We start from the raw sequence: 24,778 nt of genomic DNA, 5'->3' as shown, positions 1-24,778 counted from the left end.
CGTCCTATGAAACCCCACGTCTTCGTCCTTTTCGGTGCCACCGGCGACCTCACTCAGCGGAAGCTGCTCCCCGCGCTCTACCACATGAGCTGCCAGGACGGCCACGCTGCCGCCGAGGCTCCGTTCGTCGTGCTGGGCGTTGGGCGCTCAGGCTGGGACGACGACCGGCTCCACAATGCGGCCCTGAGCGCGCTCGAAGGCGCTGGCATCGACCAGGCGGAGCGTGAGGCGTGGGCGGCAGACCGCTTCGCCTACGCGCAAGTCGACGCCTACGACGAACTCGGTCCCGTTTTCGAGCGCGCCGACGCAATCCTGGACGAGCGAGGCTGGGCCGACAACCTCACGTTCTACCTCGCGCTGCCGCCGAGCGTCTACCCGAACGTGATCGAGGCGCTCGGGGCCCGCAGCGACGAGGCGGAGGGGTGGACCCGGCTCGTCGTCGAGAAGCCCTTTGGGTACGACCTCGACACGGCGAAGGAGCTCAACGAACTCGTCCACGACCACTTCTCGGAGGACCAGGTCTACCGCATCGACCACTTCCTCGGCAAGGAGACCGTGCAGAACGTGCTCGTCTTCCGCTTCGCCAACGCGCTCTTCGAGCCACTCTGGAACCGCGACCACGTCGAGCGGATCGAGATCACCGTCGCGGAGACGCTCGGCGTGGAGGACCGCGCCGGGTTCTACGACCAGACGGGCGCGCTGCGCGACATGGTGCAGAACCACCTCACGCAGCTCTTCTGCTTCGCCGCGATGGAGGCGCCCGCCGCCTTCGACGCGCACTCGATCCGCGAGGAGAAGCTGAAGGTGCTCCGCTCCACGCTCCCCATCGACCCGCGCTCGGTCGTCTTCGGGCAGTATGTCGCCGCCAACGGGGACGACGGCTACACGGACAAAGAGGCCATCTCCGAAGACTCCAACACGGAGACGTTCGTGGCGCTGCGTCTCGACGTGGCGAACTGGCGCTGGCAGGGCGTCCCGTTTTTCCTGCGAACCGGCAAGCGGATGCCGAGCCGCTACACCGAGATCTCAGTCTTCTACCGCCGCCCCCCAGTCCGGCTCTTCGAAGCGGGCGGGCACGCCTGCCGCCTCTCGAACAACGTGCTCCGCATCCGCCTCCAACCCGACGAGGGCTTCTCGCTCGCCTTCGAGGTCAAGGGCCCCGGCGAGCGGTTCTTCACCACCTCGCAGACGCTCGCGTTCTCCTACGGCGACGCGTTCGGCAACCTCCCCGACGCCTACCAGACGCTCCTCCACGACATCGCCGAGGGCGACCAGACGCACTTCGTGCACGCCGCCGAGGTGGAGGCCGCCTGGGAGCTGTTCACGCCGCTCCTCAACGGCTCACTGACGTCGCAGCCCTACGACTCGGGCACGATGGGGCCGCCCAGCGCCCAGCGTATGTTCTACGGCGACGACGTCTGAGACCGCTCGCAATCGCCTCCATTCATTTGCTGCTATGACCTACCACATCGAGCGCGTCGCGGGCTTTCATTTTCGAGGCACCAACGAGGCCGGCCACGTTGTTGAGATGGACGGGGCGAGCGAGGGCGCGCAGGCCGCGAGCCCGATGCAGTTGCTCGCGATGGCGATGGGCGCCTGTAGCGGCATCGACATCGTGGACATCCTCGAAAAGGGCCGCCAGCCCATCGCCTCCTTCGCCGCCGACGTGAACGCCGCGCGCGAGAAGAAGGGCACCTACTCGGAATTTACCGCGCTCCACGTGCACTATGTCCTCACGGGCGACCTCGACGCGATGAAGGTCGTGCGTGCGGTGAAGCTGAGCCTGGAGAAGTACTGCTCCGTCTCGAAGCTGCTCGAAAAGACGGCCACGATCACGGCCTCATGCGAGGTCAACAGCGAGCGTCACGAGGTCGACCTAGCCAACACCTAAACACAAATACCTCAGGTATTTCAACGGTGACACAGAGGTGTCACCACAAGGCGGGATGTTGCCCCTGCGGGCGTCGCCCATCAGGCGGCGAGTCAACTCTCACCAATATTCCCTGAGGTGTTTCCATGTCCATGTCCTCCGTCCAGCCCATCCCTGAAGGCGTCAGCGTCGTCGCGCCGCACCTCGTCGTGAAGGGGGCCGATCGCGCTCTCGCGTTCTACACCGAAGTCTTCGGCGCCACCGAACTGATGCGCATGCCGGGGCCCGACGGGCGCCTGATGCACGCTGCGTTTGAGATCGGCGGCGCGCAGGTGTTCCTGGCCGACGACTTCCCCGAGTACGGCAGCAAGTCCGCGCCGGACCCGGCACGGGGTACGGCTTCGGTAGCCCTACACGTCTACGTCGAGGACGTGGACGCTACGTTCGCCAAGGCGCTCGATCTCGGTGCGCGCATGCTGATGCCGGTCGAGGACCAGTTCTGGGGCGACCGCTACGGCAAGCTCATCGACCCATTCGGGCACGTGTGGGAGGTTGCCACCCACGTCCGCGAGGTCACGCCGGAGCAGATGCAGGAAGCCCTGGCCGCAATGGCGTAGGCGCCGGAAGGCCATCGACCGCCGAAATCGACGGCGCTGCTGGAAACCGCTTGTGCGGGCCCCCGGCAGCGCCGTTTTTTCGGGGTGCTCCCCCGTTCGCCCACCACCCGCTCCCATGCGCCTCGTAGTCTTCGTCCTCGTGCTCCCGCTGCTCCTCGTCGGGTGCAAGAAGCAGGAGCGGCTCGTCCGCACGCTTGGCGTCGAGGATGTGGCACCGCTCACCGAACTCAACCTTGCGGAAGTGATCCTCGACGTGACGTTCACCGAGACGGTCAGCGAGCGCGCGTTCGTGTTCCTGAAGTCCGACGCCGAGATCCGCGTGGACGCGAACGTGACGTACAAGTACTTCCTCGACTTCCGCAACGACGGCTACAGCATGGCGCTCATCCCAACCGACAGCCCCAACGATGGGCAGAGGGAGAGCGCGCAGGTGCTCCGCTTCGACGCGCCACCGATCCGGGTGCAGAAGCCCATCGTGAACAGCTCCGAGGTGACCTACCCGCGACGCGGGCTGCTCGTCAACGAAGAGGCCGAGGCCGTCGAGATCCTGGAGTACCTCACCGAGCGGCTGGAGGACTTCGGCGAGGACAAGCTCGAAACGGACCCCGCCGTGCAACAAGAGTGCGAAGCATCGCTGAAGGGCTACCTCCAGGGCATCATGCAGCAGACTGGCATCGAGATTGCCGACGTGATCGTCACGTTCGGGCAGGTGGATGTGTGATTTCCGATCGGCGATGTACGATGGATGATGTACAGGATTCCTACTCGCAAATTCCACATCGAAAATCAAAAATCCTTTCGGCTGAATCGCCAGAACGCGATCCCGTAGCACACCGCGCCGAAGCCGAGTGACGAGAGGAACGGGTACCACGTCGGGATCTCCTGGCGCAGCGTGAAGCGGCCGACGATGCCGGTCACCTCGGGAAACTTCGGGAGCACGTGGTAGGCCGCGAGGTAGACTTCGCGGAAGCCGGGCGACAGGACCGGCGCGAGTTGGGAGTGCGCGCCGAGCGGCAGCGACGCGAAGAGCACGCCGTAGGTCACGATCAGCGCGAGCGCCGTGGAGCCCGAGATCACACTCACGAGCGTCGTGACGCTGTACATCGTCACGAACATGCCAAACACGATGCCGATGGTGAGCAGGAAGCGCGGGTTCCAGATCTCGCTCTTAAACGCCATCACGATCCACACCATCACGAAGAGGTAGGCGAAGAGCACCAGCATCGCGCCCCAGACGCCGAGCACGCGCCCGCCGAGGACCTGCGTGCGGCTGAGCGGCTTCGAGAGCGTGAGGTCGATCTGGCCGCGCTCCATGAGGCTGGTCACGAGCGCGCCTGTGGCGAAGAGGGCGAGCAGGATGCCGAGCCAGTAGGCCCCGCCCGCCACGCCCGTCTCGACGACGATCACGACCTGCTGCAGCGCCGAAAAGCCCGCCAACTCCTGTGGCCCACCCCCCTCCATCGACACGGTGCCGCCCGCGACCCGCATCCCGGCGAGCGTGCCGTCCACCACGTCGAGGTTGAGCAGCGAAGCCAGCAGCACCCAGAGCACCGTCGCCACGCCGAAGAGCCCGACGACGATCCACTTGGCGCGCAACTCGCGCAGGGTGAGTAGGAGAAGTCCAATCATGAGTGTTGCGGTGTCGCCGTGAGGCCGTTTTGCGGTGGATGAGGGCGATATCGGTAGTCATTCCAGAGGGCACGGCCGCACAGCAACACCGCCGCACAGCAGCACTCATCCACCTCGTCACTCCGTCACGACTTCGATGAAATAGTCCTCCAGGGATTGCTTGAGGGGCTGCACGGCTTCGATCTCGACGCCGGCGGCGCGGAGGCGGTCGAGAAGCGCGTTGAGGTGCGCGCGGTCGTCCACGTGGAGGACGTACGTGGCTAGGTCGCTGGTGGGCGGCTCGTCGCTCGGATGGAGGACGCCACCGAGGTCGGTGCGGAGCGCGTCGGGCAGCGGCGTGGCACGGAGGCGGAAGCGGCGGGCTTGCGTGGTGAGATCCTCCACGGTGCCGAGGCGGGCCAGCGTGCCGTCTTTGAGGATGGCGACCTGCGTGCAGACCTGCTCGACCTCGCTGAGCAGGTGCGAGTTGAGGAAGATGGTCATGCCCTCGGCGCGCAATTCGAGCATGAGGTCGCGGATCTCGCGCCGCCCGACCGGATCGACGCCGTCGGTGGGCTCGTCGAGGAAGAGCAACGTGGGCTCGTGGAGGAGCGCCTGCGCGATGCCGAGGCGCTGCATCATGCCCTTCGAGAACGTCTTGATCCGGCGGTCGGCAGCCTTTGTGAGGCGGACGCGGGCGAGCAACTCGTCAGCGCGCATCGAGCGAGCAGCGGTGTCGCTTAGGCCCGACATGCGGCCGTAGAGGTCCATCGCCTGGCGCGCGGTGAGGTAGTCCGGGAAGCGGTGGTTCTCGGGGAGGAAACCCACCGCTCGGCGTGCCTCAGCGTCGTCGATGGCGCGGCCCATCAGCGTGGCGCTCCCCGCCGTCGGGTGTGCGATGCCAAGGAGCAGCTTCACGAGCGTCGTCTTGCCCGCGCCGTTGGGGCCGAGCAAGCCGAAGATGCTGCCCACGGACACGGAGAGGTCGAGCGGCTTGAGCGCCTCGACGCGCGTGCCGAAGCGGCTGCCGTAGGTCTTGGCGAGGCCGAGGGTCTCGATGGCGGCAGGAGTCACGCGGGCGGGGTCGTGGGGTGGAACAGGAACCGGGCGGCCCGAACCTACGAGCGCCCCGCCATATGGATGCGCCTCGGCCGTTGACCTACGCTTGGCTGGGTGCGTTCTTGGAGCCTCTCGCCTTCCAGCCGAAACCGTGGCCGCTCGTCTCATCCTCTCGTTATCTCTGCTCCTGACAGCACCAGGCGTGCTGGCCCAGGCCTGCGCTGGCGACGTGACGCTGACCTCGCAGGCGGAGATCGACGCCTTTGCTTGCGCGGAGGTCGAGGGCACCCTCACCATCGAGGACGGCACAACGCCACTTCAGAGTCTCGCTGGGCTCCGGGGGCTGGAGCGGATCGGCGGGGCGCTCTCGATCAAGGACACCGAGGCGCTCACGAGCCTCGACGGTCTCGACAACCTCACCGAAATCGGGCGGTTCGCCGCGATCGTCCGTAACGAGGCCCTTGCCAACATCGAGGGACTGGGCGCGCTCCTGCGGGTCGGCCGGTCGCTGACGATCCAGGACAACAGCGCACTACTGAGCTTGCGCGGCCTGGATGCCCTCGCTAGCATCGGCGTGAGCCTCGCGGTCCGCAACAACGACCGACTCACCAACTTTGATAGCCTAGGCGGCCTTGAAGCCATCGGCGGCGGCCTCTTCATCGAAGACAACGACCGGCTGGCTACGCTCGACGGCTTCGCGGCCCCGTCAAGCATCGGGTCGAGCGTGCTCATCGCGGGCAACCCGGCGCTGACGAACCTCGACGGGCTGCGCGGTCTCGCGGCGGTCGGGCGTACGCTCGTCATCAGCGACAACGACGCGCTCGTCAGCCTCGCGGGCCTCGGCGACCTCGCCACCGTCGCCTTCACACTCACCATCGCGGGCAACGCGGCCCTGACGAGCCTCGACGGCTTGGAGCGGCTCGTCTCGGTCGTCCGGAACATCGACCTCCGAGCCAACGCCGTGCTCGCCGAGGTTGACGCGCTGCAGGCCGTCGCCTCGATCGGCAACGACCTTCTCGTGACCGCCAACCCTCTGCTGGACGGCTGTGCGCGCGGGCTCGGACCGATCCTCAGCGGGGAAGGCCTGCTGGGTACGACCGACATCCGGGACAACGCCACCGGCTGCAACAGCGTCGACGAGATCTTGGCGCGCTACACCGGCAACGAGGGCAGCGCCCCGGACCGCCGTACGCGTTTCACCGCGGCCTATCCCTCCCCGGCTTCGGGCTCTGTCACGCTCGCCTACACAGTCGCCCGTCCGACCATGGCCGCCCTCGACGTATTCGACGCGCTCGGACGCCATGTCGCCAGCCTCGCTCAGGGACCACACCGCGCGGGGCTACACGAACACGTTTGGTCAGGCCGCGCACTTCCGGCAGGAGTGTACGTCGTGCACCTCCGGACCGATGGCGCAGTACGAACGACCAGGGTTGTGCTTGTGCGCTGATCGCGTGCGCTCCCTCGGCTCCGCACGCGATCCTCACCGGCGCTTTGCACAGCCGACGTGCAATTGGCTGGTCGGCACACTACATTAGACCCAGTCTAGATAAAGTGCTCCGACCGCATGTCCTGCTTCGACACCTTCTGCAAGGCCTGCCCCGCCTCCCTGACGCTCACCGAGCGCCCGAGCGCGGCGACCTCCTACAAGTATCTCCTCTGTGGAAAGGGCTGTGTGCTGGGCGTGCTCTTCGAAGACTCGGTGGCGGTCTACTTCGAGTGGGTGACCGAAGACGAGGCCGTGGTGGACTATCCTCCGCCCGTCCGCTACAAGTCGTGGCCCAAGGCGATGGTGGCGGGCTATATCCGTCGGGGCGTCTGGGAAGCCGAACCCGTCCGCCCGCTGCCCACGGCCTAGCACGACGCAGGCCAGAACGACGGAAGCGGCAGCAAGCGCAAAGCCTGCTGCCGCCTCTGTTTTTTGTCGCCGTAGAGAGCCGAGGGGATGCTTACGGGTAGCGCTGGCGCATCTCCGCGACGACGCCTGCGAAGCGCTCGACGTCTACGAGCCAGTTGGCCGAGCGGCCTTGGAGGATCTCTTCCATCGGGAGGAAGCGCTCGGCCGGCCCAGCGACGATGATGCCGACGATCTGCCAGCCCGCCTTCGGGAAGTAGCCGAGCACGGGACCACCGGACGCGCCGGGCGTGGTGTCGCCGTCGTGCGCAACTACGGTGCGGTCGCCGCCCATGCGGCCGTAAAACTGCGTGCCCCAGTCGGCGCCCATGCGCTCGCCGTCGTACCAGTCGCCGGAGTAGCCCACGGCGGCGAACTCAGGGGCCGACTTGCCCGCGACGGGCACCATCCACTCGTCCTCGATCGACCGGAGGCCGAAGTAGCCGAGTTCGTTGCCGAGCGGCTTGTCGAGGATGCTGATCGCGAAGTCCTCCGAATTGGCCGTGCGCGGCGGGACGGCCTCGGCGTAGGTCGAGACGACGGTCGCGTAGGTGTCGAGCGGCGTGCCGCCCTGGTCGTAGAGCGGGACGAAGATGGCGTTGGTGAGGCCGCCGTCGGGCTTGCGGCCGTAGCAGTGCGCGGCCGTGAGGATGTGGCGCGGCCCAACGAGCGCCGCGGTGCAGGTGCCGCCCTCGGTGATGAGTCGGCCGATGCGGCTGTAGGGTGCCGCGAACTCAGGGATACCGCGGTCGTCGCGCCCGAAGATGGCGCGGCTCGACTGCTTCTCGATGTCAAGGTCGAGGTCGACCGGCCCAAGGTCGCTCTCCATGCCCCCGTAGGTTGCCTCGGATGGATCGCCCTCCGCGGCGAAGCCGGGCAGATCGACGTCGGTCATGCGCTCGACATCCAGCGTGATGAATTCGACACCGGACACATCTTCGGTACCCTCGGCGAAGAGGGCCGCGCGCTGGGCTCGGTACGTCTCGAGCGCCGCGCGGTCCTCGATGGTTGGGCGCTCGCCCTGCCATGCGCCGAGGGTGTCGGGGAGGCTCGCCATCGGGTCCACGTTGTCGGTGGTCAGCGAAGGGGTGCCGCACGCCGCCCACAGGGTCAGCGCTGCGAGCAAGGCAAGGGGAGAAAATCGCTTCATGGTCGGAAGGGGAAGTCCAAAGGGGTGGAACAGCGCGAAAGGTACCACGCTCGTCAAGAAACGCAGGGCCTCGCCTGGTTGGTGCAACCATCGCCTCCCCAGTTCCGGGGATACGAGCGGTGCGGCGGACGAAGCAAACTGACTTCGGCAGCCGCGCCAAGAACCGCTCCGCTCTTCCCTCTTCAGTTTCTCCTCGCCACTCCTCCCCCATTCACCAGTCCCTATTCACTGGTCGCCTCGGTAAACGCTTCGGCCTCGGCCTGCATGCGGCGGAGGATGTTGAACAGGCCGCCCTGGCGCGTGGCGGTAAGCGCTTCAGTGAGGCCAGAGTCCTTCAGAAAGCTCGGGTCGAGGGCAACGATCTGGCGCGGCGGCAAGCCGTCGAGGCCGCGCACCAGGAGCGCCACCATGCCCTTGACGATCTGGGCGTCGGCGAAGCCGTGGTAGCGCATGGCGTCGGTGTCGGCGTCGTAGTCGGCGTGGAGGTAGACGAGCGACGTGCAGCCGCGCACGCGGTGCCGCTCGTCCTGAGCGTCGTCGGGGTAGGTGCCGAGGCGGTCGGCGTAGTCGAGGAGCAGCATCGTGCGCGTGAGCTTGTCGAGCGACGCACTCTCTTCGACGAAGGTGGCGAGATCGGGGGGAAGCATGCGAATGTGGGGGTGTGTGGGAGTGCGGAGGCGTGGGAAGGCTACCGGCTCGTCATTTGCCGAGACTCGATACGTCTACGTCGAGGGTGCCCTGGTAGACGGTTTCGGCGGGGCCACTGAGGGTGAGGTCTCGGATGCCGCTGTGCTCCGAGGCGCCGCCGCGTTGAAAGGTGACCTGAAGAGTGCCACCTGGCATCGCGACGTTGATCCAGGTCGCCTGGACGCGCCGGGTCAGGTGCGAGGCGACTGCCGCTGCAAGGGCGCCCGTCCCGCAGGCGAGCGTCTCGCCCTCGACGCCCTTCTCGAACGTCCGCACGCGCACGTTGCCCACTTTCGCCCGCGCGGTTTTTTCGCTCACCTCCACGAAGTTGGCGTTGGCCCCAGCGGGGGCGAACGCCGGGTCGCGACGAATCATAGCTCCGAGCGTAGCAATGTCTACCGCGCCGAGGTCGTCCACGAAGACGACCGCGTGGTCGGTGCCCGTCCAGACGTAGACGACCTCGGTGCCATCAGCGAGGGTGCGGCGGCCGTAGTCGCGCGGCGGCGGCACGTGGAGGCGCACGGCCGCATCGACGCGCTCGGGGACCGCAGCGGTGTAGCGCCCCGCGTCGGAGTCGAAGGTGAGCGTGGCGGTGCCTTCGCCTTCCCCGATGCCAGCGCTGCGGGCGAAGCGGGCGAGACAGCGTGCGCCGTTGCCGCACATCCGCGCCCACGAGCCGTCGGCGTTGACGTAGCGCATGTGGTAGTCGGCCCCCTCCTCGTCCGGCGCGTTGAGCGCGAGGAGGCCGTCCGCCCCGACGCCTGTGCGCCGGGGGCAGTACCGCTGCGCGAGTGCCACCAACTCGTCGTCCGAGAAGAACAGAAACCGGTTGTCGAGCACGACGAAGTCGTTGCCCGCGCCGTTCATCTTGGTGAAGGGGACGACGAGGTTGGGCATGAGTGGGACGTGGGACGTGGGACGTGGGACGTGGGACGTGGGACGTGGGACGTGGGAAAAGGTGTCTGCACGTTCGTCGCGGGTCAAGTCAACGCGTCGAACTCGGCGTTTCTCCGTGCCCCGGTCGCTCCAGGTTCATCCTCACAAACTCTCACACACCCACACGCCAGCGTCCCCGTACCTTCACCGTCCGCATTCTTAACGACCTGCTCTCTCCCCGGTTTTGGCCGACCGCACCCTTTCCATCGACGGCGTCGAGCCGCTGCTGCTCTTCGGCTTCAACGACGTCTACCTCCGCAAGATCGAATCCGCCTTCGGCGACGCGCGCATCGTGGCGCGCGGCAACCAGGTGATGCTCCAGGGCGATGCCGCCATACTCGACCGCATCGAGCGCGTGATCGGCGAGCTGACGATGGTGCTCAACCGCAACGGCACCCTCACCGAGCGCGACGTGGACACCGTCCTCGACCTGAGCACGCTCGGCCAGGGCGTCCAGCGCGCCGACCACTCCGACGTTATCCTCTACACGCCCGCTGGCGGCGTCGTGAAGGCCAAGACGCCCAACCAGGCGAAGCTCGTCCAGCTCGCCCGCTCGCACGACATCGTCTTCGCCGTCGGTCCCGCCGGCACGGGCAAGACCTACACGGCCGTTGCGCTGGCCGTCTCGGCACTGCGGTCGCGACAGGTCAAGCGCATCGTGCTCAGCCGCCCGGCCGTTGAGGCGGGCGAGAGCCTCGGCTTCCTCCCCGGCGACTTCCGCGACAAAATCGACCCCTACCTGCGCCCGCTCTATGACGCGCTTGAGGAGATGATTCCGCGCGAGAAGCTGCGCGCGCACACCGACCAGAACACCGTCGAGATCGTGCCTCTCGCCTACATGCGCGGGCGCACGCTCTCCAACGCATTCGTCATCCTGGACGAGGCGCAGAACGCGACCACGAGCCAGATGAAGATGTTTCTTACGCGCCTCGGCGTCGGCAGCCGCGCCATCGTCACGGGCGACGCCACGCAGACCGACCTCCCCCGCCGCGGCGACTCTGGGCTCATCGAGGCCACCCGCATCCTGCGCGGCGTGGACGGCATCGGCTTCTTGCAGTTCGACAAGGGCGACGTGGTCCGCCACAAGCTCGTCAAGGACATCATCGACGCCTACGAACGCGACAGTGAGGATAGATGATTTTTGATGGACGATTTTCGATGGCTCTGGTCTAAGCTCTGCTCTTCAAATCGAAAATCACAAATCCAGAATCATCAATGAATTACGGTGAGCTCGAGATCCACGCGCTGCCGGAGGGGCGCTTCACCGTCGGCGTGGACAAGGTCTTCGTCCCGTATGCCGACGGCGACCCGCCGCGCCCGGGCACGCTGTTCGTCTCGGTCTCGCCGTTCCTCGTGCAGACGCCCAGCGAGGTGCTGCTTTTGGACACGGGCCTCGGCGAGTACGCCACCGGTCGTGGCACCGACTTCCTCCTCGACGGCCTCGCTCACCACGGAGTTACCCGGGAGGCTGTCACCAAGGTCTTGCTGTCGCACCTCCACTTCGATCACGCGGGCGGCTGCGTGGCGACCGTGATGGGCGAAGCCACGCCCACGTTTCCCAACGCCGAGTACGTCGTTCAGGCTGGCGAACTGTCCGCGCCCTACGGCGACCTCTCCGACGCGGCGCGCGACCGCATCGTGACGGCGCTCGACCGTGAGGGCCAACTCGTGACCGTTGAGGGCGATGGTTGGCTGACCGACGAGATCGAGCACGCCCACACGGGCGGGCACTCACGTGACCACCAGCTTTTTCGGCTCCACACGGCCGGGCGCACCGTCCTCTTCGGCGGCGATGTGCTCCCGACGCCCGGCCAGGTGACACGCCGCTTCCAGGCGAAGTACGACCACGACGGCGCCGCCTCGCAGGCGTGGCGCACGCAGCTCGCCCGCGAAGCCGCGGACGGCGGCCACCTCGCGCTCTTCTACCACTCGACCGACACGCTCGCGGGCTTCATCGACGACGCCTCGGGCGGCCTCCGCGTCGAGGCCGTGGCTGTGTGACGGCCATAGGCGCTAGGCCTCGCCGTCAGTACGTTCCAGCGCAGGCTGCATTCATCGCCGTGCCTGCACCCTTTCGCTTCCCATCGCACCGCTCTCCTCCTTCTGATGCGCTCTCGGCTCCGCGACGAATGGCTGTGGCTCCGCACGACCGTCCAGCGCATCGACGCGCAGACGGCGGTGGTGCTCACGGTGTGCGTCGCGCTCGTGTTTCTGCAGCTCGACTTCGGGGGGCGGCGCTTCTTCCGCGAAACCATTGCGCCCGCGCTCGACATCGACCCGTACGGCATCGGGGCGTGGGCGTGGTGGTTCGGCATCCAGGGGGTGACCGGCTTCGTGCTCCCGGTAGCGCTGCTGATGCTCGTCTTCAAGCAGCGCCTCACGGACATCGGACTGGGCCTCGGCGACTGGAAGCTCGCGGGCACGATTGCGCTCATCTACGCGCCCATCGTGACCATCGGGACGTGGGTGCTCTCCAACGACCAGGCGTTTCAGGACAAGTATCCCCACTTCGACAACGCGCAGGTCGACTGGGGGCTGTTCCTCGCCTACGAGCTGCTGTACCTGTTCTACTGGATCGGCTGGGAGTACCTCTGGCGCGGGTTCGTGCTCTTCGGCACAGCGCGGACGTTCGGCTTCATGGCCGTGTTCGTGCAGATGGTGCCGTTTGCGCTCCTGCACGCCGATAAACCACCTGCCGAAGCCTACCTCTCGATCCTCGGCGGCATCGCGTTGGGCGCGCTCTGCTGGCGCTGCCGCTCGTTTTGGATCGCGGTGCCGATCCACAGCTTCCAGATGCTCGCGCTCGACTTCTGGTGCACGCTGCGCTTCCGCACGGGCGTCGACGGCATCGGCCCCGGCGCGCTGTGGGAGACGTTCCGGACGTGGCTTGGCGGCTGATTGCAGACGACTTGGACGGTATGTAGGGGTAGCCCTGACGCCATTTGGAATCGCGTTAGACTGTGGCGTATCAAGGCGTAGGTATCCCTTCACAGCCTAGTAGTCCCCATGCGCGCTGTTCGCTTCCTGCTCGCCGCTTTCCTGGCGCCCGCCAGCGTCGCGCAGTTCGTACCGCCTCCGGTTCCTGACCCTGGCGACCTCACCCTCACCATCGAGACGGACAAGGACACCTATGCCTACGGCGAGACGATCATCGTGACCACACGGGTTCGCAACGTGTCCGACGACCGGGTCTACCTGGGATGCCCCGGCTTCGAGTGCGTGAGCCCGCCGCTTCGCTTCGACGAGGTCGACAACTCCTTGCCGATCTGCGTCACGATGTGCGATGGCGACTATGCCATCCTTGGCCCTGGTCGGGAGATGGTCCACACCTACGACATCGTCCCCGCGGAGCATTTCCTTCCCTACGCCGAGAGCGAGACGCATACGCTGTCAGCGACGTACAGCAACGGGCTGGAGGCCGCCGTTGAGATCAACGCCCCTCAGTTTGAGGAAGGGCGTATTTGGGTACGCTATGCCGAAGAACAGGCGTCGGCGATCGAGACCATCAGAGTGACCCTGAGCGCGACGGTGCTATCCAGCAGGTTTCTCGCGGGAGGCGGCGTGATTCCTCCTCGGTTCGAAGAGCAATGGGCGGTCGAGGGATTCTCCGGGGAGCAAGCCGTCGAACTGTTCGCCGACGATCCCGCTTTCGCAGGCTCCGACTCGTACGGTCTTGAGGTCGTCCTCCGCGAGATCGACTACCTCAACGTCACCGTCGCCAATGAGGCCGAAACCGTCCCGGTCGGCACGGCGCTGACCGCGGCTCCCAACCCCTTCTCGACGCAGACGACGCTGTCCCTCACGCTCCCCGCTGCCCTCGACGTGGAAGCCGTGGCCTACGACGTGCTCGGGCGGCGCGTGGCGGTGCTGCACGAGGGCGTGCTCGCAGCAGGCACGCACGCGCTCACGTTCGAGGCGGCGCGGCTCCCGGCAGGCGTCTACGTCGTCCGCGTGCTCGGCGACGACCTCGCTCTCACCCGGCGCGTCACGCTGGCTCGGTAGCTCGCGGACCTCCATCGGAATGCAATGCAAGTGACGATCTAGACGTATCTCGGCGGCTAGTCTGGACGAGTTGAACGGTATGTAGGCGCGACCCTGACGCTATTTGGAATTACGTTAGACCTTGGCGTATCAAGGGATAGTGTTTTCACCTATGTCTGGTTATTGCCATGCGCGTTGTCGTCGCTGTCCTCCTTCTGCTGTGCCCCCTCTCGCTGGTGGCTCAGAGTCCGATCCAAGAGCGATTCTTTACGGACAAAAGCACCTACGAGTACGGCGAGGCGATTACGGTCTACTACCACCGCTATAACCCGAGCGACGACTCGCTGACGTACACCAACGACGGCTCGTGCGAACCCTTCCGCGAGTTCGACGGGCTTGAAGCCCGGTCCTATTGCCTCCCCATGTCCTTTGAAGGGATGCTCGGTCCCAACGCAGGCACAGAGTCAGCCTTCGTCATCGAGCCATCGCTGCAAGGGTTTCCGGCTTCGGACGGCACCACCCACACGATCACCGTCCGCGGCGAGTTCGTGACCCAGACGCTCACGATCAACGCCCCGCAGTATCTCGGCGGCTTGCTCAGCGTGGACCTCGCCGACGGAGCCAGCCCTGGCGAGGTCGAGGCGATCCGAGAGGCTCTCAACGTCACCGACGTGACCATCTCCTCGCCGAACACCAGTGCAGGCACCTACTGGCAGATCGAGGGCGTGACGCCGGAACAAGCCGTAGCTGAATACGGAGACAACCCGCTTTTCGACTGGTTCGAGGCGACCCGCCCGCAGCCCAATGAGTTGTGGAGTCTTCGCAAGCTCGTCGAAGTCGACGACGATGTCGTGGTCACGGCCGCCCTGGAAGGAGGCGAGCGCGGCGGCTTTTTGTTCCAGGAGGACGCGACGCTCACGCTCTCGGTTGCGCTGACGAACCACACCGATGCGCCCCTACGCCTCGCGTACCCGGGCGGCCTTGAAGCGACCTACGAGTTGCTCACGGTTGGCCCCGACCCCGAGCGCGTCAGCGGTATCGACTGCTACTGCTTCGGAGTCACCGAGACGCACGACCGCGACGTGCAGCCTAGCGAGCGCGTTGCCTGGCCCGAAGGCGAGAACGATGCGCGCTGTTTCTCCTACGTCCCTCGGGAATGCGGCGTCGGTGAAGGCGACTACATCCTCAACGCCTACGCCACCGACTACTATGCACCGGTCTCGTTCTTCGTGCGGGTCGTCCCCGCCGTCGCGAATGAGCCCGACGACACACCGGTCGGCACGGCGCTGACCGCGGCTCCCAACCCCTTCTCGACGCAGACGACGCTGTCCCTCACGCTCCCCGCTGCCCTCGACGTGGAAGCCGTGGCCTACGACGTGCTCGGGCGGCGCGTGGCGGTGCTGCACGAGGGCGTGCTCGCAGCAGGCACGCACGCGCTCACGTTCGAGGCGGCGCGGCTCCCGGCAGGCGTCTACGTCGTCCGCGTGCTCGGCGACGACCTTGCCCTCACCCGACGCGTCACGCTGGCGCGATAGGCCTGCTAAAAAAATGTGTCCGTTCGGACGACCAACGCGTAACGAAAGGGCTATGCAGAAATCGGACGGTAGCGATTAGCTTACTGCTTTGCACTGTCCGTGCTAACCCTCTCATCTCTACCCCATACCATGCGTCGTCTCACGCCTCTTCTCGTCGTCGTCCTGCTCGCCGTGACCGCCACGGGCTGCTACCACGCCCGCGTTGAAACCGGCCTCACCCCAGGCTCGCAAGTCATCGACAAGCCCTGGGCCATGGGCTTCATCTACGGCCTCGTTCCGCCTGAAACCGTCGATGCGAGCTCGCAATGCAGCGGCGGCGTCGCCATCGTGGAAACCCAGCTCAGCTTCCTCAACCAGGTTGTGAGCGCCCTCACGTTCGGCATCGTGACGCCGATGCACATCACGGTGACGTGCGCCTCGGGCAGCGCCTCGGCAGGCACCACCGAGACGGAAGTGGCCGTCGCGCGCGACGCCGAGCCCGAAGCCATCCTCGAAGCGATGGAGTTGGCGTCGAGCCTCGCCGTCACCCAGGCCGAGCCAGTGCGGGTCCGCTTCTACTAGGCCTTGGACCCGTCGACCAGACGACGCGGGCGGTTCCTTCGGGGGCCGTCCGCGTTGCATTCACGCCGCCGCCGTACGTGTCTCCGTCAGAACAGCGTCGGGTTGCGCAGCTGTGCCTGGAGCGTCTCGATGAGGCGGCGGTTGGCGCGGGGAAACGCGTAGTCGTCGAGGCTGCTCACGGCGACCCACTGGAGCGGCTGGCCCTCGCGCCCCTCCGGCGTGCCGCGTATGAGGCGGCAGCGGAACGCATGCAGCGTGATCTTGAAGTGCGAGTAGGCATGGTCGATGCGCGCCACCGGCTCCGTGACTGCGACCTCGATGCCAAGCTCCTCGCGGAGTTCGCGCGCGCAGGTGTCGGCCAGCGTCTCGCCGTCTTCGTGCTTGCCGCCGGGAAACTCCCACAGCCCGCCGAGCATGGCGTCCTCAGGACGCTTCTGGATGAGCACCCGACCCTCGTCGTCGTAGACCACGCCGACTGCGATGTCGTAGTGCGGTACCGGCTTTTTCTTTGCTGCGACCGGATAGCGCGTGGGATTGCCCTCGGCGAAGGCTGCACAGGCCGAGCGCAGCGAGCACCCCGGACACTGCGGCGTCGCGGGGGTGCAGACCGTCGCGCCGAGTTCCATAACGGCCTCGTTGAAGGCACCGGGCTGCTCGACCGGAAGCAGATCGTTGGCGAGCCGACGGAGCGCTTTTGTGACCGGGCTGCGTTTGACATCGTCATCGATAGCGAAGACGCGGGTGAGCACACGGATCACGTTGCCGTCGAGGACGGCCAGCGGGACGCCGTAGGCGAGCGAGAGCACCGCTGCCGCCGTGTAGGGGCCAATGCCAGGGAGCGCCGAGATCGCCGCCTCGGTGTCGGGTACGCGCCCGTCGTGCTCCTCGACTATCTGCTTCGCAGCCCGGTGGAGGTTGCGCGCGCGCGAGTAGTAACCGAGCCCTTCCCATTGCTTCAGGACATCGTCGAGGTCGGCCTCGGCGAGGGCGTCGACGGTTGGGAAGGTCGTAGTGAAGCGCTCGAAGTAGGGGGTTGCTTGGTCCACGCGCGTCTGCTGGAGCATGATCTCCGAGAGCCAGACGCGGTAAGGGTCGCGGCGGCCGTGCTCGTCCTCGGCGCGCCACGGCATGGGGCGGCGCACGCGCTCGAACCAGTCCAGCAGCGGTCCGCGGAAGGCGTCCCGGTGGCGCGGTTCGACATGGGCGACGTAGTCGAACGTGGGGCGCTTAGCCATCACCTGCAACGCTCGTGGCTCCCGCGTCGCCGCCGTCGGGCTCCTCGTCCAGGTTGAGGAAGACGACCAGCGTGTCGGTGTAGCCGCCGACGGAGCGCTGGAAGTCGAAGCGGAGCGTGCCGCGCTGGGTGGGTAGCGTCTGTGCGAACAGCGCACCGTCCACGACCCAACTGAGCGCTGGCGCACTGAGCGCCCGGTAGACGATGAGGTTGTCCTCAGCCTCGCGCGGGAGCGCCTCGACCCACGCCTCGCCGGGCGTGACGGCATAGCGCAGCGTGTCGGGGAGCCGCAGCCGGAAGGTGCCGTCGGTGGTGCGCGTGCCGGTCTCTGGCAGCGTCTCCAGGCCAGGCGCGCCCTCGGAACCGGGCGGGACCACCCTGGGTTGCGGCGGCGGCGCAGTGACCTCCTCGGAGGACCCGCACGCGCCGATGAGCGGCACGAGCACGCACGCGGCGATCAGGACGAGCCTGCGCGGGAGCACAAAATGAAGCACAGCAAACAGCGACGGTGGAGGCGGGCGCGGGCAAGATACGCCCGCCCTAGTCCAGCTCACGATGTGCGTTCCCTCGCCCTCTCGCTCACCGTGCTGAGCCTCTCGCTGCTGGCGACGGCGCCGGTACGCGCGCAGGAAACCTCGGCAGACACGACGCGCCAAACCTCAACGTCGTGGTCGCTCGTCGCCGATGGCAGCGCGGTCGCCTGGACCCCGCCGCGGTCGCTGCCACTCGACTCGGTGGCTGTGCGGGCGCTGCGTCACCTGCAACGCGGGGGCTACTACCTCGCCCGCGTCGACTCGGCGCTCGTGGACAAGGACATCGGCACGCTCTACGCCACACGCGGGCCTCGCGTCGATGTGGGCCGCCTCGACTTCGTCGGCGTCACCGCGCTCGACGAGAACCGCGCACGTGTCGACTTCACGATGCGCCCCGGCACCGTTTTCGACGCCGCCCAGTTGGAGCGCGACCTCGACGGGCTGCTGACCGCCTACGAACGGGCGGGCTACCCGCTTGCGCAGGCACGCGTCGAGACGACCATCGTGACCGACAGCGCGGGGGTGCCCTCGCTCGCCGTCACCGTGCGCGTCGACGAGGGCCGCACGCTGCGTCTCGCGGCCGTAGAGGCTGTGCCGCAGGACACCGCAGTTGCGCGGGCGCGCACCTCCGGCCGCTTTGCCGCCCGCATCGCCGACCTCCGCCCTGGCGCACCGCTCCAGTCGTACGACCCCGCTGCGATCCGCGAGCGCCTCGAAGCGACGGACCTCTACGAAGCAGTCGGTGCCCCCTACCTCGTCCTCGCGGACCCAGCCTCACCGAACGCCGCCACGCTCCGCATCCCGGTCGAGGAGCGCCCGCCTGGCACGTTCGACCTCATCCTCGGCTACCTGCCTCCGACGGTCCCCGGCGAGTCCGGTCAGTTCGTCGGCAACGGGCTCCTGCAACTCGTGAACGTCTTCGGCGGGGGGCGGCTCTTCAGCCTCCGACTGGTGCGCAACCCCGGCCTCGTCTCGTCGGTCGATGTGCGCGCGGCCGATCCGTTTGTGGCGGGCCTCCCGCTGCGCATCGAGGCGTCGTTTGAGGGACGCGGGCAAGACTCGACGTTTGCACGGCAGCGCTATGGGCTGGAGATCGGCTACCAATTCGCGCCCGGCCTGAGCGTCTTTGGCGCGTTCACGCGGGAGAACACCGACCCGGGCCCCGCTGGGCGACGGCTCGGGCTCGACGGCCTGCCCCTCGTGCCCGCTGCTGACGCGACGTTCGCCGGCATCGGGCTACGCTATCGCCGCATCGACCGTGCGGTGAACCCGCGGCGCGGCCTCGTCGTGGAGGCGATCATTGAGCAGGGTCGCAAGACACGGCGCTTCCCCGGAGCTTCGGACTCTGTCGCCCAGGCGTTCGCGACGAGCCTCCCGCAGCAGCGCCTGGTGGCTGACGCCCGTGTGTTTGTCCCGACGTTTGCCCGGCAGGTCTTCGTCACAGGCGGCGACATCGCGGTGCTGCTGAGCGACGTCTACGACACGGCCGAACTGTTCCGCTACGGCGGGGCGCGCTCGCTGCGCGGCTATGACGAAGAGCGGTTCTTCGGCAACGTCGTCGCCCGCGCCGTCTTCGAGTACCGCTACCAGCTCGACCGCACCTCGTTTGCGTTCGTCTTTACCGACGTCGGCTACGTCGCCACGCCGGAAATCGTCGGGCGGCCCGCGATGACCAACCCCGATGACCCGACGCGCATCGAGGCGCAGCGTGGCATCGAGCCCGGGTTTGGGTTTGGGATCCAGCAGCGCACGCCGCTCGGCTTGCTCACGTTCTCGTACGCGCTCAACCCCGAGGACGGAGCCACGCAGGGCAAGGTCCACGCCGGGCTCGTGGTTGGCCTGTAGCCTCGTTGCCTAGCTGGGCTATCGTACGGTGCCGATCACGACGGGCTGCTCGCCCAGCGTCTCCAGCACGCGTCGCGCGGCGGAGAGCTTGGCTTCCGGCACGACGGCCACGAGGCCGAGGCCGCAGTTGAACGTCCGCCGCATGTCGTCCTCGGGCACGCCGCCGAGGTCTTGGATGAGCCGGAAGAGCGCGGGGCGCTCCCACGCGGCCCAGTCCACATCGAGCGTACGCCCGTCCGGGAGGATGCGGCGGGTGTTGCCTTCGAGGCCGCCGCCCGTCACGTGCGCGAGCCCGCTCACCGCGTCCGCGTCGATGAGTGCCTGGCAGGCGCGCAGGTAGGAGCGGTGCACCCGCAGCAGCGCCGCGCCGACGGTGTCGCCGCCGAGCGCCTCGGGCGCGTCGTGCACGTCGTACTTACCGAAGAGCACCTTGCGCGCGAGCGAGTAGCCGTTGGTGTGCAGGCCCGTCGAGGGCAGGCCGAGCAGCACGTCGCCCTCCTGGATGGCCTCGCCGTTCACGATCTGGCTCCGCTCGACCACGCCAACGATGCACCCTGCGAGGTCATATTCCCCTTCGCGGTAGAGGTCCGGCATTTCCGCCGTTTCGCCGCCGATGAGCGCGCAGCCGTTCTCCTTGCACGCCGTGGCGAAACCCGACACGATCTGCTCCGCCACGGCAGGGTCGAGCCTGCCAACGGAGAAGTAGTCGAGGAAGAACAGCGGGCGGGCGCCGCAGACGGCGATGTCATTGACGCAGTGGTTGACGAGGTCCTGCCCGACGGTGCTGTGGCGCCCGGTACGAAACGCTACCTTCAGTTTCGTTCCGACCCCGTCCACCGAGGAAACCAGCACGGGCTCCCGATAGGCAGACGGGTCGAGCGAGAAAAAGCCGCCGAACGCGCCGATGTCGGTCAATACGCCCGGTGTGAAGGTCTGGCGCACGAGCGGCTTGATTCTTCGGACGGTTTCGTCGCCCGCGTCGATGTCGACCCCGGCGTCACGGTAGGTGGTCATGAGGAGAAAATGATGGGGCTCGCGGACCAGAGCGCCGGTCCGGCACGTTGCTTGACTGTTGCCTGGGCAAGATACAGGTGGGTGGCAGTGTCCGACCCCCGCGTTGGGGCCTGTGGCCTCCGGGACCAGCCGTCTGAATCGTGCAGTGCCGACCAAAAGGGCTTTTCTGTGCCTCCGGGTACGAAAATCTCTCCACCGCCAGTCGCTTGCACCGCCTATCTTCTCCTCCCGCACACCACAACCACCACAGCCATGTTCGGACTCCTCGTCCTCTTCTTCGGCATAATGCCGATGGCGCTTGGCATGTACGCGTGGACGGTGCTCAACCAGGGTGGGCCGTCCCAGTCAGACGACCCGCCGCCGCCGCCGACTCCACGCCAACCGCGTCCTGTGCTTCCGACGGCACCTCGCCACGCGCTAGACCGGGCCCCCGCGCCTCGCATGCGCGCACGCACGCCTGCGCGTCGCCGCGTCTTCTAACGCATGCCCGGTAGCCAACCCAAACGCCCTGCTCTGATCGGAGCCGGGCGTTTTTTATTGGAAGCGTTTCCCTTTCGGAGTGCCTCTTGGAGGGGTAGTGGGCCGTGCGGGATTTGAACCCGCAACCTGCCGATTATGAGTCGGATGCTCTAACCGTTGAGCTAACGGCCCGGTTTCGAAAGATATCGACGAACACGGGTGTTGGCGCCTTCATTCTTGTGCGAAGACGCCATGGCTGCCGCGTGAAGCCTCGACGATTGCCTTCGGCCAGATGACAGTTCCGTGAAGCCGTGGACGAGGCGCGGAACCACCGGAGCGGCGCAGGGTGAGAGCGTCGTTTTCGGAGCGAGATCAAATCCGCCTTATGTCTCGCGGAACCAATATTTTACCCACCTACGCAGGAGACACGGCGCCACCACCTTACCGCTGTCAATCCCGCACACGCATGGGAACTCCCACCCCGTCACTTGTCGCTGCAGCCGTTGACGCTCAGACCGGCGTAACCTCGCGCCTGCTAGCCCTTGCTGGTGATGCGCGCGACCACGGCTCCCCGTCGGCTTTTCAGGCGGTCGTAGCTGCCGAGCGCTGCGGCCTGCGAGATGTGCTCCACCACACGGCGACAGCCCGCACGGCGGCGCTCTCGCTCGCACAGCACGAGCGCCTCGATGCCATGGCTTCAGAGTTGCACGCGCTCAACTCTGCACTCGACGCTGTACTGGAAGCCTCGGGGCGCTGCCTCGTCGACGCGGACACGCAGCCCAGCGCGCCGCCCTACCAGTCCGATCGGGTGGAGCGTCCCCGTCTTTGGCTTTGGCGCCGTCCTACGCCTCCGCCTGCACAGGCCAGCCCGGCACCCTCGCCGCTCTCCTGGGGCGCGGCCGTCACTCATCTCCTCACAGCCCTCGACGAGCAGGTCGACCGGCTGCAAACGCTGGCGAGTGGCCAACCCGACCAAGCACCATCGCGCCTTCTTGCCGACGACGTGTCCTCAGTCCTTGCTCGCCACCGTGACATGCTCCGAGCAGAGACTCGGCGGTGCGCGGCCTGAGTCGGTCCGGTCGTAGGCATCGAGGAATCCACGGCGCACCCGCCTCGTATTTTGGGCAACCTGTCCCCCACACCTCCGCCGTTCGTGCTCGTCTCTGCCTGCCGCCCCCGATTTGCACCGGCCACGCTGGTCCTGCTCGTCCTCGCCGGACTTCTGCTCGGCTGTGGCGGGGGCAGCACTGTCGCTGACGATAACCCCGCGGCGTCGCAAGATCCGAACCTGCCGCGCACGAACTACTACGAGATCCGCACCGAATATGGACGACTGGTGGTCCGGCTCTTCGACGAGACGCCGGGCCATCGGGACAACTTCAAGCGGCTCGTGCAGCAGCGGTTTTACGACGGGACGACCTTCCACCGTGTTGTAGACGGCTTCCTCATCCAGGGAGGCGACCCCAACTCGAAGGATCAGAACCTCACCAACGACGGCCAAGGCGGCCCAGGTTATACCATCGCCTCGGAGATCCGCGACGACCTCACCCACCGGCGTGGCATCCTTGCCGCCGCCCGGCCTGGCGACGGGCAGGACCCACGTCGACGCTCGTCGGGAAGCCAGTTCTACATTGTCCAAGGCGATGCGTCCTCCCTGGACGGGCTCCATACCGTCTTCGGCGAATTGATGGAGGGGTTTTCCGTGTTGGACCGCATCGCCAGCCTACCCACTCGTCGCAACGAGCGGCGTCCGGCTCCCGTCTGGCTTGCTGACCAGCCGCCGATCCCGGTCTACATGCAGGTCCGACCGATCGAAAACTACCGAGGAGCAGGCTCCCGCTAGCCGCCGAAGAACCTAGGGGGGCCGTCGTTAATCGACCGGTGCCAGCCGGGACGGCTCCTTCACACAAAACATCGCGCCCCACTTGCCTAGCGACGGCGCGGACGCTATATCTTCGGGCATGAATCACCATCGTCCCTTGTTTGCGTCGGTGCTCTTAGCAGTTGTCCTGCTGGGCGGCACGCTGGCACCGGCTGTGCACTGGGCGAGCCACGGGCTAGAGGGGCATGGCGGGGCCACGCATGCCGCGCTCCACCACTGCCCGCATGATCACGGTCCAAATATCATAGACGCGAGCGTCGCTGAGCACCGTGGTTCATGCTTGGACTGCGCCTACCTCCAGAAGGTGCATGGCGCCGAGGCAACTACGCAGCCCTTCTACGCTATAGTTATCGGGCTGGAGCAATCCGTGCCCGTTCCCGAAGCCCCGGCGACCGAGGCCGACGTTGTTGTTCCAGGGGAGCGAGGTCCCCCGCAGGTAGGCTGATCCGCCGACGTACCTCCTGACCCGACCCGGGCGCTCGCACAGACGCCTAGGAACGGGCTGGGGCCACGTCAGCTAGCGCGCCTCCCCGTTGCATTGCTGCAGTCTGCTGCATAGCAGGTGGCGTAGTGGCGCGCACACTGCCTCTCCGCACTTCGTGCTCACCGCACAAGCAGCCGGAAGGGGCACCTTATGGTCTACAGCTTGCCCGCCCGTGCTCGACTGGCTCATTGTCGGGGGCGGCGTCCACGGCACCCACCTCTCGCTTGCGCTCACAGCCCGCCTTGGCTGGCCACGCGAGCGAGTCCGGGTGCTCGATCCGCACCCCGCACCGCTTGCCGTCTGGGACCACCAGACGACCAACACGGGGATGGCCTTCCTCCGGTCGTCCTTCGTTCATCATCTCGGACTTGATCCGTTTGGCCTCAAGCGCTTCGCGAAGTCGCCGGAGGCTTCGGGCGTGGCGCGCTTTGCGCCGCCCTTCCGCCGCCCTTCCTACGCACTGTTCCAGGCGTATGTAGCAGCCGTCGTGGAGGCACATGCCCTGGACACGCTCCGTGTTGAGGGGCGCGCGACGGGCTTGCAGCGGTTGAACGAGGGCTGGCGTGTTGAGACGGAAGACGGCGCGCTTGACGCGAGGCGCGTCGTGCTTGCCCTCGGAACAAGCGAGCAGCTGTGCTGGCCAGGATGGGCGCTGGACTTGCAAGAGCAAGGTGCGCGCGTGGACCACCTATTTGATCTTGATTTTTGTCGGGGTGCCGTCTCCGAAACGGAGCGCGTGACCGTAGTAGGAGGCGGCATCTCGGCAATGCAGGCAGCCGTCGCGCTGGCGCAACGCGGGCCGACCGTCTTGGTGGCCCGGCATGCGCCGCGCGTGGCGCAACTCGACGCAGACCCCGGCTGGCTCGGACCGAAGCGTATGACCCGCTTCCGGGCGGAGGTGTGCCCAGCCCGACGCCGCGCTACTATCGACGCCGCACGGCACCGTGGCTCGGCGCCCCCCGATGTGCTGCGCTCGTTTCGTTGGGCCGCCGACCGCCATGGGGTCCAACGCGTGACGGCCGATATCGAGGCGGCAAGACTCGACGCGCAGGGGGCGATTCGCCTCGACCTGCGGCACGCCGAACCGGCCCGCACCAGTCACACTGATTCCCGCCGACGAGCCACCCGCCAGGCGGTCACTGAGCGATCGGCAGGTTCATCGACCTGCACCGTGGACCGCGTCGTGCTGGCGACGGGCTTCGCAGCGGGACGCCCCGGTGGTGCCTGGCTGGATGCCGCGGTGGAACGCGAAGGGCTGCCCATTGCGCCGTGCGGATTTCCGCGCGTGGACGCATCCCTGGCATGGGCCTCGGGCCTCTATGCGACTGGTGCGCTCGCCGAACTCGAACTCGGACCAACGGCTCGCAACATCGCAGGCGCGCGCGCCGCGGCCAAACGACTTTCTGCGCCCTGAAGCACCTTGACGGGCCAA

25 protein-coding genes and 1 tRNA gene are annotated in these 24,778 nt (G+C 67.0%); 17 read left to right on the top strand and 9 right to left on the bottom strand.

Annotation, left to right across the window (positions count from 1 at the left end):
- Positions 1-6 precede the first annotated feature (6 nt).
- The 4 genes from zwf (at position 7) to AAFU51_09630 (ending at position 3,208) form a co-directional block, all read left to right on the top strand.
- Positions 7-1,422: a glucose-6-phosphate dehydrogenase gene (zwf, locus tag AAFU51_09645; GenBank protein MEO1571518.1), complete on the top strand. Its 1,416-nt coding sequence runs from the start codon at positions 7-9 to the stop codon at positions 1,420-1,422.
- Between the two features lie 34 nt (positions 1,423-1,456).
- On the top strand, positions 1,457-1,891 hold the full coding sequence (locus tag AAFU51_09640) for an OsmC family protein (GenBank protein MEO1571517.1): 435 nt from the start codon (positions 1,457-1,459) through the stop codon (positions 1,889-1,891).
- 131 nt (positions 1,892-2,022) lie between these two features.
- Positions 2,023-2,487 carry a VOC family protein gene (locus AAFU51_09635; GenBank protein ID MEO1571516.1) on the top strand — a complete coding sequence of 155 codons (465 nt, stop codon included), beginning with the start codon at positions 2,023-2,025 and terminating at the stop codon, positions 2,485-2,487.
- Between the two features lie 115 nt (positions 2,488-2,602).
- Positions 2,603-3,208, top strand: a complete 606-nt coding sequence (locus AAFU51_09630) for a hypothetical protein (GenBank protein ID MEO1571515.1) — start codon at positions 2,603-2,605, stop codon at positions 3,206-3,208.
- A gap of 65 nt (positions 3,209-3,273) precedes the next feature.
- Here the strand turns inward: AAFU51_09630 and AAFU51_09625 are convergent, their stop codons facing one another.
- Both AAFU51_09625 and AAFU51_09620 read right to left on the bottom strand, forming a co-directional pair.
- Positions 3,274-4,116, bottom strand: a complete 843-nt coding sequence (locus tag AAFU51_09625) for an ABC transporter permease subunit (GenBank protein ID MEO1571514.1) — start codon at positions 4,114-4,116, stop codon at positions 3,274-3,276.
- Positions 4,117-4,233: 117 nt separating this feature from the next.
- On the bottom strand, positions 4,234-5,169 hold the full coding sequence (locus tag AAFU51_09620) for an ABC transporter ATP-binding protein (protein ID MEO1571513.1): 936 nt from the start codon (positions 5,167-5,169) through the stop codon (positions 4,234-4,236).
- Between the two features lie 136 nt (positions 5,170-5,305).
- On the opposite strand from AAFU51_09620, the gene AAFU51_09615 reads away from it, so the two are divergent.
- Both AAFU51_09615 and AAFU51_09610 read left to right on the top strand, forming a co-directional pair.
- Entirely contained in the window at positions 5,306-6,601 is a 1,296-nt protein-coding gene (locus tag AAFU51_09615; GenBank protein ID MEO1571512.1) for a T9SS type A sorting domain-containing protein, read from the top strand.
- Positions 6,602-6,718: 117 nt separating this feature from the next.
- Positions 6,719-7,009 carry a hypothetical protein gene (locus AAFU51_09610; protein ID MEO1571511.1) on the top strand — a complete coding sequence of 97 codons (291 nt, stop codon included), beginning with the start codon at positions 6,719-6,721 and terminating at the stop codon, positions 7,007-7,009.
- A gap of 91 nt (positions 7,010-7,100) precedes the next feature.
- Here the strand turns inward: AAFU51_09610 and AAFU51_09605 are convergent, their stop codons facing one another.
- From AAFU51_09605 to dapF, 3 genes are all read right to left on the bottom strand, one after another.
- Positions 7,101-8,195, bottom strand: coding sequence for a trypsin-like serine protease (locus AAFU51_09605; GenBank protein MEO1571510.1), 1,095 nt, complete (start codon positions 8,193-8,195; stop codon positions 7,101-7,103).
- A gap of 221 nt (positions 8,196-8,416) precedes the next feature.
- Complete coding sequence (locus AAFU51_09600; protein ID MEO1571509.1) at positions 8,417-8,842, bottom strand: SufE family protein; 426 nt, start codon at positions 8,840-8,842, stop codon at positions 8,417-8,419.
- A gap of 52 nt (positions 8,843-8,894) precedes the next feature.
- Positions 8,895-9,779, bottom strand: a complete 885-nt coding sequence (dapF, locus tag AAFU51_09595) for a diaminopimelate epimerase (GenBank protein ID MEO1571508.1) — start codon at positions 9,777-9,779, stop codon at positions 8,895-8,897.
- Between the two features lie 223 nt (positions 9,780-10,002).
- Here dapF and AAFU51_09590 point away from each other — a divergent pair, with 223 nt between their 5' ends.
- From AAFU51_09590 to AAFU51_09565, 6 genes are all read left to right on the top strand, one after another.
- Positions 10,003-10,956 carry a PhoH family protein gene (locus AAFU51_09590; protein ID MEO1571507.1) on the top strand — a complete coding sequence of 318 codons (954 nt, stop codon included), beginning with the start codon at positions 10,003-10,005 and terminating at the stop codon, positions 10,954-10,956.
- A 77-nt stretch (positions 10,957-11,033) separates the two neighbouring features.
- The gene (locus AAFU51_09585) at positions 11,034-11,819 is read left to right on the top strand and encodes an MBL fold metallo-hydrolase (protein ID MEO1571506.1); all 786 of its coding nucleotides are present in this window, start codon (positions 11,034-11,036) and stop codon (positions 11,817-11,819) included.
- Between the two features lie 105 nt (positions 11,820-11,924).
- The gene (locus tag AAFU51_09580; protein ID MEO1571505.1) at positions 11,925-12,716 is read left to right on the top strand and encodes a CPBP family intramembrane glutamic endopeptidase; all 792 of its coding nucleotides are present in this window, start codon (positions 11,925-11,927) and stop codon (positions 12,714-12,716) included.
- A 108-nt stretch (positions 12,717-12,824) separates the two neighbouring features.
- Positions 12,825-13,820: a T9SS type A sorting domain-containing protein gene (locus AAFU51_09575; protein ID MEO1571504.1), complete on the top strand. Its 996-nt coding sequence runs from the start codon at positions 12,825-12,827 to the stop codon at positions 13,818-13,820.
- 167 nt (positions 13,821-13,987) lie between these two features.
- Complete coding sequence (locus AAFU51_09570; protein MEO1571503.1) at positions 13,988-15,334, top strand: T9SS type A sorting domain-containing protein; 1,347 nt, start codon at positions 13,988-13,990, stop codon at positions 15,332-15,334.
- A 129-nt stretch (positions 15,335-15,463) separates the two neighbouring features.
- Positions 15,464-15,895 carry a hypothetical protein gene (locus AAFU51_09565; GenBank protein MEO1571502.1) on the top strand — a complete coding sequence of 144 codons (432 nt, stop codon included), beginning with the start codon at positions 15,464-15,466 and terminating at the stop codon, positions 15,893-15,895.
- Positions 15,896-15,981: 86 nt separating this feature from the next.
- Here AAFU51_09565 and mutY read toward each other — a convergent pair whose 3' ends face one another.
- Positions 15,982-17,130 carry an A/G-specific adenine glycosylase gene (gene mutY / locus AAFU51_09560; protein ID MEO1571501.1) on the bottom strand — a complete coding sequence of 383 codons (1,149 nt, stop codon included), beginning with the start codon at positions 17,128-17,130 and terminating at the stop codon, positions 15,982-15,984.
- Positions 17,123-17,623 (bottom strand): hypothetical protein, encoded by a 501-nt coding sequence (locus tag AAFU51_09555; protein ID MEO1571500.1) that lies wholly within the window; start codon positions 17,621-17,623, stop codon positions 17,123-17,125. The genes mutY and AAFU51_09555 overlap by 8 nt, the downstream gene beginning before the upstream one ends.
- Before the next feature lie 63 nt (positions 17,624-17,686).
- Between AAFU51_09555 and AAFU51_09550 the strand changes: the two genes are divergently transcribed.
- Complete coding sequence (locus AAFU51_09550) at positions 17,687-19,507, top strand: BamA/TamA family outer membrane protein (GenBank protein ID MEO1571499.1); 1,821 nt, start codon at positions 17,687-17,689, stop codon at positions 19,505-19,507.
- Between the two features lie 18 nt (positions 19,508-19,525).
- Here the strand turns inward: AAFU51_09550 and purM are convergent, their stop codons facing one another.
- Positions 19,526-20,521, bottom strand: a complete 996-nt coding sequence (purM, locus tag AAFU51_09545; GenBank protein ID MEO1571498.1) for a phosphoribosylformylglycinamidine cyclo-ligase — start codon at positions 20,519-20,521, stop codon at positions 19,526-19,528.
- 252 nt (positions 20,522-20,773) lie between these two features.
- Between purM and AAFU51_09540 the strand changes: the two genes are divergently transcribed.
- Entirely contained in the window at positions 20,774-21,001 is a 228-nt protein-coding gene (locus AAFU51_09540; GenBank protein MEO1571497.1) for a hypothetical protein, read from the top strand.
- A 98-nt stretch (positions 21,002-21,099) separates the two neighbouring features.
- Here the strand turns inward: AAFU51_09540 and AAFU51_09535 are convergent.
- A tRNA-Ile gene (locus AAFU51_09535) sits at positions 21,100-21,172 on the bottom strand.
- A gap of 274 nt (positions 21,173-21,446) precedes the next feature.
- Between AAFU51_09535 and AAFU51_09530 the strand changes: the two genes are divergently transcribed.
- The 3 genes from AAFU51_09530 (at position 21,447) to AAFU51_09520 (ending at position 24,760) form a co-directional block, all read left to right on the top strand.
- The gene (locus AAFU51_09530; GenBank protein ID MEO1571496.1) at positions 21,447-22,049 is read left to right on the top strand and encodes a hypothetical protein; all 603 of its coding nucleotides are present in this window, start codon (positions 21,447-21,449) and stop codon (positions 22,047-22,049) included.
- 84 nt (positions 22,050-22,133) lie between these two features.
- Positions 22,134-22,823, top strand: a complete 690-nt coding sequence (locus AAFU51_09525) for a peptidylprolyl isomerase (GenBank protein ID MEO1571495.1) — start codon at positions 22,134-22,136, stop codon at positions 22,821-22,823.
- A gap of 695 nt (positions 22,824-23,518) precedes the next feature.
- Positions 23,519-24,760, top strand: a complete 1,242-nt coding sequence (locus AAFU51_09520; GenBank protein ID MEO1571494.1) for an FAD/NAD(P)-binding protein — start codon at positions 23,519-23,521, stop codon at positions 24,758-24,760.
- Positions 24,761-24,778 lie beyond the last annotated feature (18 nt).

The organism is Bacteroidota bacterium (assembly GCA_039821555.1).
In the GTDB taxonomy this organism is placed as follows: domain Bacteria; phylum Bacteroidota; class Rhodothermia; order Rhodothermales; family Rubricoccaceae; genus JBCBEX01.
This window is presented reverse-complemented; position numbering and strand designations above follow the sequence as displayed.